Origin of the sequence: Flavobacterium silvisoli (assembly GCF_004329815.1) — a bacterium.
GTDB classification, from domain to species: Bacteria; Bacteroidota; Bacteroidia; order Flavobacteriales; family Flavobacteriaceae; genus Flavobacterium; species Flavobacterium silvisoli.
In genome coordinates this window covers 47972-60019 of sequence record NZ_SJPE01000003.1, presented here as the reverse complement: position 1 = coordinate 60019, position 12048 = coordinate 47972, and the positions used below count along the sequence as shown (strand labels likewise).

At 36.8% G+C, this 12048-nt stretch carries 7 protein-coding genes; 6 read left to right on the top strand and 1 reads right to left on the bottom strand.

All coding sequences use genetic code 11. The features are described from left to right. The first annotated feature begins 216 nt into the window (after positions 1 to 216). The gene (locus EZL74_RS03910; RefSeq protein ID WP_131475289.1) at positions 217 to 1707 is read left to right on the top strand and encodes an aminotransferase class V-fold PLP-dependent enzyme; all 1491 of its coding nucleotides are present in this window, start codon (positions 217 to 219) and stop codon (positions 1705 to 1707) included. A gap of 3 nt (positions 1708 to 1710) precedes the next feature. Here EZL74_RS03910 and EZL74_RS03905 read toward each other — a convergent pair whose 3' ends face one another. Then, positions 1711 to 2586, bottom strand: coding sequence for a lysophospholipid acyltransferase family protein (locus EZL74_RS03905; protein WP_131475288.1), 876 nt, complete (start codon positions 2584 to 2586; stop codon positions 1711 to 1713). A 132-nt stretch (positions 2587 to 2718) separates the two neighbouring features. Between EZL74_RS03905 and EZL74_RS03900 the strand changes: the two genes are divergently transcribed. The 5 genes from EZL74_RS03900 to EZL74_RS03880 all read left to right on the top strand — a co-directional run bounded on the left by EZL74_RS03900 (position 2719) and on the right by EZL74_RS03880 (position 11836). After that, a complete protein-coding gene (locus EZL74_RS03900) occupies positions 2719 to 3360 on the top strand; it encodes a rhomboid family intramembrane serine protease (protein WP_131475287.1) in 642 nt (213 codons plus the stop codon). 49 nt (positions 3361 to 3409) lie between these two features. After that, on the top strand, positions 3410 to 4147 hold the full coding sequence (locus EZL74_RS03895) for an SIMPL domain-containing protein (protein ID WP_131475286.1): 738 nt from the start codon (positions 3410 to 3412) through the stop codon (positions 4145 to 4147). Positions 4148 to 4467: 320 nt separating this feature from the next. Further along, complete coding sequence (locus EZL74_RS03890; protein ID WP_131475285.1) at positions 4468 to 5661, top strand: GAF domain-containing sensor histidine kinase; 1194 nt, start codon at positions 4468 to 4470, stop codon at positions 5659 to 5661. 472 nt (positions 5662 to 6133) lie between these two features. Next, positions 6134 to 11398: a PAS domain S-box protein gene (locus EZL74_RS03885; RefSeq protein WP_161971687.1), complete on the top strand. Its 5265-nt coding sequence runs from the start codon at positions 6134 to 6136 to the stop codon at positions 11396 to 11398. Positions 11399 to 11407: 9 nt separating this feature from the next. After that, a complete protein-coding gene (locus EZL74_RS03880) occupies positions 11408 to 11836 on the top strand; it encodes a response regulator (RefSeq protein ID WP_131475283.1) in 429 nt (142 codons plus the stop codon). Positions 11837 to 12048 lie beyond the last annotated feature (212 nt).

Below are 12048 nucleotides of genomic sequence, written 5' to 3'. Positions count from 1 at the left end.
TTGAAATTTAAATACTACAAATGTCTTGTGCTTTGAACTCTAACTCTTTAGCCTTTTTTTGAAGTTAAAAAAGGTTTTAATTTTCTGAAAAGGAATTCATTATTGTTTTCTGCAGAGAAATCCGCATTTACCACATTACACTGAGGCAACAAGGATTTACATTAAAATTTAGCAAAAATCAAAAATAATGTATCTTTGAACGCAAATGATTACCAAATGATTACTACGGAAACCAAAACGGCATTAGAACAGTATTTTCAGCAATTTCGCAAGAATATTATAGGGATTGACCAAGAGTTTGATTCTCCTTTCGGCAAGAAAAAAATAATATACACCGATTGGACTGCAAGCGGCAGATTATACCGCCCGATTGAGGAAAAACTGATGAATGAATTTGGTCCGTTTGTAGCCAACACCCATACCGAAACCACCGTTTCAGGAACCGCTATGACTATGGCTTATCACGAGGCTAAACAAATCATAAAAAAGCATGTAAAGGCCAATGAAAATGATATTCTGATCAATACCGGTACCGGAATGACCGGTGTTGTAAATAAATTTCAACGCATATTAGGACTTAAAATTCCGGAAAATTTAAAAGAATACACCGCTCTGCCCAAAGAACTCAAACCGGTAGTTTTCATCTCACACATGGAACATCATTCTAACCAAACTTCATGGTTGGAAACCATAGCCGATGTCATTGTAATACCGGCCAATGAAGAAGGGTTGTTTTGCTTAAACGAATTTAAAACACTATTAGACCAGTATAGAGATAGAAGTTTTAAAATCGCTTCCATCACTTCATGTTCCAATGTAACCGGTATTAAAACGCCTTATCACGAAGTAGCCAAAATAATGCACCAAAATAATGGAGTTTGCTTTGTTGATTTTGCCTGTTCCGGACCTTATGTTGATATCAACATGCATCCGGATGAAGAAAGTTATTTGGATGCTATTTTTTTCTCTCCACACAAGTTTTTGGGTGGTCCCGGCACATCAGGGGTTTTGATTTTTAATAAAAATTTATACAAAAATAATATTCCCGATTGTCCCGGTGGCGGAACTGTAAGTTGGACAAATCCTTGGGGAGAACACAAATACATCGATAACATTGAAGATCGGGAAGACGGCGGGACACCGGGTTTTTTACAGGTAATCAAAACAGCTTTGGCCATTCAACTCAAAGAGCAAATGGGAGTGGAGAATATCCTGAAGAGAGAACATGAGATTGTTGATTTTGTTTTTTCGGAATTAAATGCAATTCCTAATTTACATATTTTAGCCAACCAACACCAAGACCGTTTGGGGGTAATTTCGTTTTATATTGATGATTTGCATTATAATTTGGGAGTGAAACTATTAAATGATCGTTTCGGAATCCAAACCCGAGGCGGTTGCAGTTGTGCCGGTACTTACGGGCATTATCTGTTGCATGTAGATCAGGAAACATCGCACGATTTAGTTTGTCAGATAACCTCGGGTGATTTAATCAAAAAACCGGGTTGGATCAGAATGTCTATCCACCCAACTACTACCACTGAGGAAATACAATTTGTTTGCGAAAGCATAAAAGCATTGGCAGCACATCATACAGATTGGTCAAAAGACTATTTGTACAACTCAAAAACCAATGAGTTTATGCATAAAGAGGCTCAGAACAAAGAAAAAGAAATGGTAAAATCGTGGTTTAAAACCAACGAATAGATTTTATTGTTGCTTTTTGTGTTTCCAACGTTTGTGCGTCCACAAATAATATTCCGGAGCTTCGAGGATTTGTTTTTCCACACGTCTTAAAAATTCATCCGAGATTTCATAATTGGGAACCATCTTAGGGTCATTTGCCAAATGTTCAAAAGTGGCTTCGTAATACCCTCGTTTTACCTTGCGGGTTTTTAGGAAAATGACATTCATGTCAAATCTTTTGGCTAACATTTCAGCCCCGGTGTGTACCGGTGTTTCGATACCCATGAACTTAGCCCAATGATGTGTTTTGCTCAATTGAGGTGATTGGTCGCTGGCAAACCCATACACTCCGTAATGATTAATTCGGGCATTTTTTTCAATGGTTTTGATGGTTTCTTTATTGGTAATTAAAGTGGCTTTAAATTTGGAACGAATATCGCGCACCAACTTGTCAAAATATTTATTGCCGATTTTTTTATAAATGGCAAAACCTTCAAAAGCAATGTGACGGTTCATTGAAATTACCCACTCATACGAGGCGTAGTGGGCAAGCATAACAGCTATGCTCTTTTTTTGTTTTTCCAAATCGCGATAAAGTTCCAAATTGGTGAAAACAAATCGTTTTTCCATCTCTTTTTCAGATAGGGTCATGGTTTTAATCATCTCCAGAAACATATCACACAAATGGTGGTAAAACTTTTTTTCAATCAGATGACGCTCGGCCACAGACAGATGGGGAAGGGCTATTGCAATATTGTTCCGCACTACTTTTTTGCGGTATCCGATTACGTAGTAAACCAATACATAAATTCCGTCTGAAAGCAAATAAAGCAACCGAAACGGGAGTATTGAGATTAACCAAAGAATAGGATAAAGCAGAATAAAAACAAGAAATTGCATGCGTGTAATTTTATGCAAATATAAAGTTAAAAGTTATCTTAATTGACTGACCTTAACAATTCCTATGAGAAGTATTACTATTTTTACACTCGCGACTTTTGGGTCGAACTGCAAGTGATAAATAATTTTACCATGCTCAACATTTTTTTATTAGGCATAATTCTGGCCAATGTTCTCATCAGTATCAAAGGTTTTAACGATGAATATTTTTTTCGCAAATATGAATTTCACGTAGGCAGTATACGTGCCGGCGAACAAATCAGAATGATTACCTCCGCTTTTCTGCATGCTGATGTTTTTCACTTGGCTTTTAACATGATTGCACTTTATTCTTTTGCGCCTGTCGTATTTGAAAGTTTGGGGAATTTTACATTTCTGTTGATTTATGCCGGCAGTCTTATTTTTGGAAGTTTACTCACCATGGCTTTTCACGGAAACGAATACAGTTACAGAGCAGTTGGTGCCTCGGGAGCTGTAACCGGAATTGTTTATTCGGCTATTTTACTGTATCCGGACATGACCATTGGTATATTTGGTGTAATTCCCATGCCGGCTTATGTTTTCGGAATTGGCTATTTGCTGTATTCTATCTACGGAATGAAGGCGAAAAATGATAATATCGGGCATACCGCTCATTTTGGAGGAGCTATAGGCGGTTATGTTATTACGCTGCTCAAAGAACCTGCATTGCTTGAACACAGTACATTTATGGTCATCTTGTTAGCCATCCCCATTATTATTTTATTTATCATGGCCAAAATGGGAAAATTATAGTGGCACAACTTTTGAAAAGCAAAAAACATCATCATTAAATATATAAACTATGAAATCGAAGAATCATCAACCAAAAAGCAATTTTATTCAAGCGACTACTAAAGCAGCGCTGTTAATCGTCTTATTTTTTGCCATTACTGTACAGGCACAGGACCAAAAGGCTCAGATACCTCAAATTTCCGTTTCGGGCGAAGGAAAAGTAAAAATTGTTCCCGATCAGGCAATAGTTACAGTAGGTTTTCAAAATTCGGGCAAAGACGCCAAAGAGGTAAAAACCCTCAACGACGAAGTGGTAGATAAAGTGATTAAATTTTTGAAAAACAGCGGTATACCGGCCAGTGATTACAAAACCAATAATGTAAGTTTGTATAAAAGTTATGACTATGATAAAAAGAAGTATAACTTTCAGGCTAATCAAACACTGAGCATTACGTTAAAAGATTTGAAGAAATACGATGCCATTATGATGGGATTGAGTGATGCCGGAGTCAATACGATTCAGGGAGTAGAATTCAAATCGTCTAAAATGGAAGAATACGAGAAAGAAGCCCGAAAAAATGCAATACTAAATGCCAAACAAAAGGCCAATGATTACGTTTCGATATTAGGACAAAAAGTAGGCAAGGCATTGTTGATTACTGATAACTCGCAAGTTTATGTCCCTCAGCCTATGTACAAAGGTAATATGATGGCTATGGCTGCTGACGGAGGTCAAAACCGTGAAACCTTGGCGGTTGGCGAATTGGAGATTAATACAAACGTAAGCGTTACATTTGCATTAGAATAAATATTTTTTTAGAACATTAATGAAAAGCCTTTACATCTGTAAAGGTTTTTTTATTGTTTTTTTTTAAAAGTAGCTAAGGCGCTCTTTATCATTGGGTAAATAACAAAAAAATGTCCCGAAAGATGTTAGAACGAACCTCAAATGTCATTTTCAGGATACTAAAAAAAACTTAAAGTTTTTGTCAAATGGAGAGCATTTTGCCTATTTGTGATAAATTTGCTATGGTATTCTTTCCATTAAAAAAGAAAAAAACTGCTGTGAACCGAGTGGTAACTGTTCATGAATCATCATACAAATTTTAAGATTAAAAAGAAGATATTATGCTTAATGATCAAAAATCTTTAAGAGTAAAAACGCTGGAGGATTATGGTGTTTTAGATACCACACCCGAGCAGATGTTTGATGATATTACGGCTATTGCATCCTCTATATGCAACATGCCCATAGCTTTGATTAGTTTGCTTGATGATAAAAGACAATTTTTCAAGTCTCATTTAGGAATACCTATAAGCGAAACACCTATTGAATTCTCTTTTTGTGTTCATGCCATAGAAAAACCCGAAAATATTTTCATAGTTGAAGATGCCCGGTTGGATGAGCGATTTAAAAATAATCCTTTCGTTACCTCTGATCCTAATATCGTTTCATATTACGGTATGCCGCTTTCCTCCGGAAACGGAATTGCATTTGGTACTTTGTGCGTTATTGACAATAAAGTAAGCGTACTGACCGAAGAACAAAAAAAGGCATTGCAAAGTCTTTCACGACAAGTTGTTCATTTACTCGAACTCAGGAGAGCCAATAAATTATTAATATCTTATCAAGCCCAATTAGAGAATTACTCCAGCCGTATGGAAGACTTTGCTTATATGGCAGCTCACGATTTAAAAGCTCCGGTCAGAACAATCGGTTCTCTCCTAAAGCTGATTGAAGAAAATCACAAAGCAATATGGGACGAGCAGGATGAAATGTATTTCGATTTTCTTTATGAGAGTTTAGAAAAAATGAATACGCTGATTTTGGATTTATTGGATTTTGCCAAAGTCAATACAGCAGGACAAGAGAGTAAGGAAAAGATTGATTTAAACGAATTAATATCGGGTGTTTTTGAAATGTACACAACAGGAATATCCACAAATAAACCAATCCTCAATTGCCCTGTTTTTCCCGAAATAATTTCTTCAAAAATTATCTTAACAGTGCTTTTTCAGAATCTGATAGGTAACGCAATCAAATACCAGCCCAAAAATAACGTGCCTGAAATTGACATTACTTTTTCAGAAACGGAAACAGAATGGAATTTTACGGTTCAGGATAACGGTATTGGAATAAAAGAAGAGCACCTGACCACTATTTTCAAACCATTCAAAAGACTGCATTCACAGTCAGAATACGCCGGAAGTGGACTGGGTCTGGCGGCCTGTAAAAAGTTGATTGATAATCTCAACGGAAAAATTTGGGTTTCCTCAGTCCTTGGCAAAGGTACTAAAGTGAGTTTCTCAATTCCGAAATAAATCCTAACAGCCAGATTAATACTTCTTTTCAGAGCATTATCTAAGTGCTCAGTATTTCTTCTTATAAATCTAAATAACATAACGGTTTTTTGTGAAAAAATGGATGTTTAGGTAATCACCTGATTTGCTTCTCAATAGTAGAGAATCGACCATTTCACCATAGTGTTGATTGATGGATCCAATGGATTTTTAAAGAAAAATAAGTTAAAAATAAAAGGTTTTACTTTTTTATTGGAATTAGTTTTATAACTTTATAAGCACCTCTTTTTAAGAGAATTTAATTTGTTTACATACATATATAGGTCTTATTTTATAATATGGTTTCTATTTTTATTTCTCAAAGATTTTTATTTATGGTTCATTGTATTACCAAAAAAAACAAAGTGTTTTTTAAATAGACTCAATTATTCGTGTTTCATGCATGTTATAAAGTCTGAGTAAAGGAATTAACGTAGCATTAAAAATGTTGAGCATGGATAAAAATCAAAATAAAAAACTTGATAAAGCATCAAACGAGGTAGATTTCAGTACGCTTTTTCTCTACAACCCTATTCCAAATTGGGTATATGATGTCGAAAATTTCAAAATTCTCGATGTCAATCAATCTGCACTCCAATTATACGGCTACACCAAAGATGAGTTTTTATCCATGACTATTTTCGACCTTAGAGATAAAGATGAAATAGGCAAAATAGTCAAAACCCATGTAAACATAGAGCTACAGGAGGGGACTATTCATTTCGGTATTTCTACCCATAAAAAGAAAAATGGAGAGCAATTGTTAATGGACGTCTACGGTCATAAAGTCTCCTTTAAAGGGCATCAAGCCATTATGGTTTCTTCCATCAATGTAACCGAAAAAGAAGAAAAACTAACTGCGCTTAAAGATTCTGAGGCAAAGTTTAAAGCTGCGGCCTCTATAGCCAATTTAGGTTACTGGCGTTTGGAAACTGATGGTAATACGCTGAGTTGGTCTGATGAAGTATATAATATTTGGGGACGCAGTAAAGACAGTTTCATACTCACGTTTGAAACTTTTCTCCAAACCATTCATCCTGATGACAGAGCTGAATTTGAACAAGAACAGAACAGTTCTTTTTCGGGAGCAAAAACACACGACTTAATTCACCGAATTTTATTACCCAACGGAGAGATTAAATGGGTGCACGAACGAGGGAGATTGGTGTTAGATGCTGATGAAAATCCCATAGCTTTTGAAGGAACCGTACAAGATATAACCACTCAAAAAGAAGAAGAGCAAAGGCTGAAATTGTTGGAGAGTTTTATTACTAATACCAGTGATGCCGTGATGATAACCGAAGCTGAGCCTTTTGAGGAACCGGGACCGAGAATAGTCTATGTTAATGAAGCTTTTACCAAAATGACAGGATATTCACCTGATGAAGTAATCGGTAAATCTCCCCGACTGCTCCAAGGTCCCAAATCAGATAAACAAGCATTAGAACAACTGGGTATAGCACTCAGGAATTGGGAGGCATGTGAGGTAACTACCATTAATTACAAGAAAAATGGCGAGCCGTTTTGGATTAATTTTTCCGTTTCTCCCGTAGCTGATGACAAAGGATGGTTTACCCACTGGGTAGCCGTTGAACGCGATGTTACTTACGTCAAAAACGAACAAATTCAAAAAGAACTACTGGCAAAGATAAGCAATGTATTCAATGAAGGAATTGATCTGAAAACATCATTACACCAATTGTGTCAACTGATAGTTGAGTATGGTGATTTCAGTTTGTGTGAAATTTGGCTTCCTTCTATTCATCAAAAAACAATACGACTGTCCTCTAAGTGCCAAGCAAGTAAGATTGCTCAGGATTTTTATTCAACAGCCGGAGATATCAATGAAATACCCTTCGGAGAGGGACTTCCCGGGAAGGTATGGAAACTTGAAAAATCAATTGTTTGGGGTGATTTGGATTCAAATACGCAATTTCTGAGAAAAAAAGCTGCCGAAAAAGCAGGGATAAAATCGGTCCTGGGACTTCCCCTAAAACATAAGGATCAAATTGTGGGTGTTTTGGTAGTCGGAACTTCTGAAGATTTGGTTTCCATACAACAACATCATCCCATTTTGGCCAAATTTGAAACTTTTATTGGGTCTGAAATCAATCGTAAGCGCCTCGAGGGTGATCTTTCTCACTTGTTTGAAGCTTTGCCTGATTTGATTTGTTTAGCCGATTTTGAAGGTCGATTTCTCAAAATAAATCAAGCCGGATGCAAACTGTTGGGATATGACGAATCCGAATTAGTAGGTTTTCAGTTCAATGATTTCATACATCCTGCGGATAAACGCCAGTCAAATGACGAAATACTGAAGCTCAAAGAAGGTGAAACGGTATTTCGGTTTGAAAACCGCTATATCACTAAAACAGGCGATGTGATTTGGCTCAGTTGGCATTGTAATTCACAGGTCGATGAGGGAGTCATTTATGCTACTGCCAAAAATATTACCGACGAACGTAAACTGAAAGAATTGTTAAACGATGCGACCAAATTGTCTAATATTGGTGGTTGGGAAATCGATTTGATTAATGGTAAACTCATCTGGTCGGAAGAAGTCCACAAAATCCACGATACAAACCCTTATGATTTCAGTCCTGAATTACAATCCGGGATACAATTTTACAGAGAAGATTACAGAGATTATGTAAAAACAATAGTTGAATCTTCAATTGAAACCGGGGAACCTTTCGATTTTGAAGCAGTTTTAATTAGCGGTAAAGGAAACGAAAAATGGGTGAGGACTATTGGGCAATCAGAAATGCACAACGGAAAATGCATCAGGCTGTTCGGTAGTTTTCAGGATATTACCAGTATGAAAAAGACTGAACATCGTCTTCAATCCATTACCGACGATCTTCCGGGGGTGGCGTTTCAGTATTATTTGTATCCGAATGGGGAAGATCAAATGATAACGGTCTCTAAAGCTTCTGAAAAAATTTGGGAACTATCTCCTCAGGAATGCGAAGAGAACATTAGTTTAATTTGGGATCAAATTAAAAGGGGCGGGAATTACGAGGAGGTAGTTCAAAGCATTACACTATCAATCGAGAACCTTACCCAATGGCATTGCCAATGGAGGAATATTTTGCCCAGTGGTGAAGTAAGATGGCATGAAGGATTTGGAACGCCTTATCGTTTGCCCGATAATACCATTATATTCAATTCAATGGTTTTTGACATTACAGACAAAAGAAGGGTAACCAATTTGTACGAAGAAGTTTCCAAGATGGCGCGCATAGGCAGTTGGGAAATGGATTTATTAAAAGAACCGGGAACCGATGCCATGTATTGGTCTTCCATAGTCAGAGAAATTCTTGAAATTGATGAAGATTATGATCCTTCACTAAGCGGTGGTTTTGAGTTTTACAAAGACGAAAGCAAACAAATCATACAAAACGCAGTTGAGCGATTAATTCAGGAAGGAGTAGAATACGATGAAGAATTGCTGATTGTAACCAATTCAGGTAAAGAAAAATGGGTGCGATGTATTGGTAAAAGTGAACGCATTGACGTTGTTTGTACCAAGATATATGGCAGTTTGCAGGATATTAATTCCATGAAAGCCACTTCGCTTTTGATAAAAGAAATCTTAGGCAGTATTTCCGATGCTTTTTTTGCTGTTGATAAAAACTGGAATTTCACTTATTTCAACAAAGAAGCCGAGAAGCTTTTAGACAAAAAAAGTGAAGAGGTATTAGGAAAAAATATCTGGACCGAATTAAAAGCTGCCAAAGGAACGGAGTTGGAAACCATTTATCGCAGAGTAGCCAAATCGCGGGTTTCGGAAAGTTATGAATATTACTATCCGGGCAATAACTCTTGGTACGAAATAAATACATATCCCTCCAGTGGCGGGGTTTCCTCTTATTTTAAAAATATTGATGAGCGCAAGCAAGCCGCTGAAGATTTGCAAAATGCCTACGAAGAAAAAATCAAAATCATCGAGAGTATCGGCGACGCTTTCTTTACCATGACCAACGATTTTACGGTGACCTATTGGAACAGTACCGCCGAAAAACTCTTAGGAGTAAAAAGAGAAGCATTATTGGGCAAAAACCTCTGGACAGTGTTTCCTGAAGCAGTTGATTTGCCTTCCTATCACAATTATCACAAAGTTTTAGAGACCAAAGAACCCATAACATTTGAAGATTTTTACGGAATATGGCTCGAAGTAAATGCTTATCCGTCCAACGAAGGAGTTACGGTTTTTTTCAGAGATATCACGCTCAGAAAGGAAGCTGATTTCCGATTGCAGAAGGCTTACGAAGAAAAGAACAAAATTTTAGAGAGTATCGGAGATGCTTTCTTTGCGGTTGATGCTGATTGGATAGTGACTTATTGGAATAGGGAAGCCGAGAATATTTTGGGCAGAAAAAAGGAAGCTGTCGTTGGACAAAATCTCTGGGAAGTTTACGCAGATGCCGTTGATTCTGATTTTTACCGACAATACCACAAAGCCATCGATACCGGAGAGAATGTCACTTTCGAGGAATTTTATCCCACGTTAAACAAATGGTTTGAGGTAACGGCTTATCCTAATGTCGAAGGACTATCAGTTTATTTCAAAGATGTAACCCTCAGAAAGCAAACCGATTTCAGAATTCTGGAAGCTAATGAGCGATTTGAAAAAATTTCTGAAGCTACCAATGATGCCATTTGGGACTGGAACATTACTGGTGATTCTTTATACTGGGGTGAGGGTTTTAAAAAGCTGTTCGGGTATGATACCGATGCCATAAAACCAACACTTGATTTTTGGGCTACCTTGTTACATCCCGAAGATTCGACTTCGGTGCTCGATTCCATGAATCAGTCATTGGCAGACACAAGCACCAAAAAATGGGGAAGAGAATATCAGTTTAAAAAAGCGAACGGAGAATATGCTTATGTAATTGATAAAGGACTAATCATCAGAGATGATAAAGGTAAAGCTATACGCATGATAGGCGCCCTGACCGATATCACTTACCGAAAACGATATGAGTTGGAATTATTTGAATTGAATGTTTCATTGCAAAAACATGCTCAGGAACTGGAAATTGCCAACGAAGAGTTAGATCAATTTGCTTTCACAGCATCTCATGATTTACAGGAACCGTTAAGAATGATTACGAGTTTTATGGATTTACTCAAACGAAAATACGGTGATCAACTTGATGAAAAAGCACACCAATACATTCATTTTGCAACTGATGGTGCTAAACGAATGAAAAAAATAATCATTGATTTATTAGAATATTCCAGAGCCGGAAGATATGCCGAAGTTTCCGAACCAGTAGATTTAAACGAAGTGTTTCAGGAGTATTTAAGACTGAGACGCAAAGTAATTCAGGAAAAAAATGTGGAATTGTATTTTGGTAATTTACCGGTAATAACAATAGAAAAAACACCTTTGGTACAAACCATACATTCTCTTTTGGACAATGCTGTCAAGTATTCTAAATCAGAAGTGCCTCCTCAAATTCATTTTTTGGTACACGAAAAAGATAAAGAATGGATTTTTGAAGTAAAGGATAACGGAATCGGCATTGACGAGCGATTTTTTGAAAAAATATTTATTATCTTTCAGCGATTGCACAATAGAGATCATTATGACGGCACCGGAATTGGATTGGCGATAGTTAAAAAGCACGTTGAAATGTGGGGAGGAAGAGTTTGGGTTGCATCAAAACTAGGTAAAGGCAGTTCTTTTTACTTTACCGTAAATAAATAAAAATAGACTATGAAAGAAGTACATATATTATTGGTAGAAGATAACGAAGGCGACATCATCCTGACTCTCGACGCTTTCGAGGAAAGTAAAGTCAAGACCAAAATCAGCGTGGTAAAAAACGGACAAGACGCTCTTGACTTTCTTTATAAAAAAGAAGCATTCAGCCAAGCAGAACGTCCCGATTTAATTCTGATGGATATCAATATACCCATTTTCAATGGTCATGATGTGTTGAAAATAATCAAAGAAGATGAGACCTTGAAAACCATTCCGGTCATCATGTTGACTACTTCTTCCAACCAAAAAGACATCAACAAAGCCTACGAAAATCACACAAACAGCTATGTGACCAAACCTATAGAAATGGAAGATTTCTTAAAGGCTATTCTCAAAATAGAAGAATTCTGGTTGCAATTATCCAAGTTCGCAGATGAATAATTCAACATAACTGCTAAAAAGAAGAGACCGATCAGTGACTGAAAATACGGTTGCTATTTTTGTATTCAACAGTTGAGCCTACTTATAAATCAGGCTAATTTCTACGTATTTTATTTTTTATCATTCCTTTCCGCACGATGAGAAAGTTGTGGGATGGGCTTCCTTTTGCTATGTCTAAATTTATCTCAGTATTACTAACAGGTACAACAGTT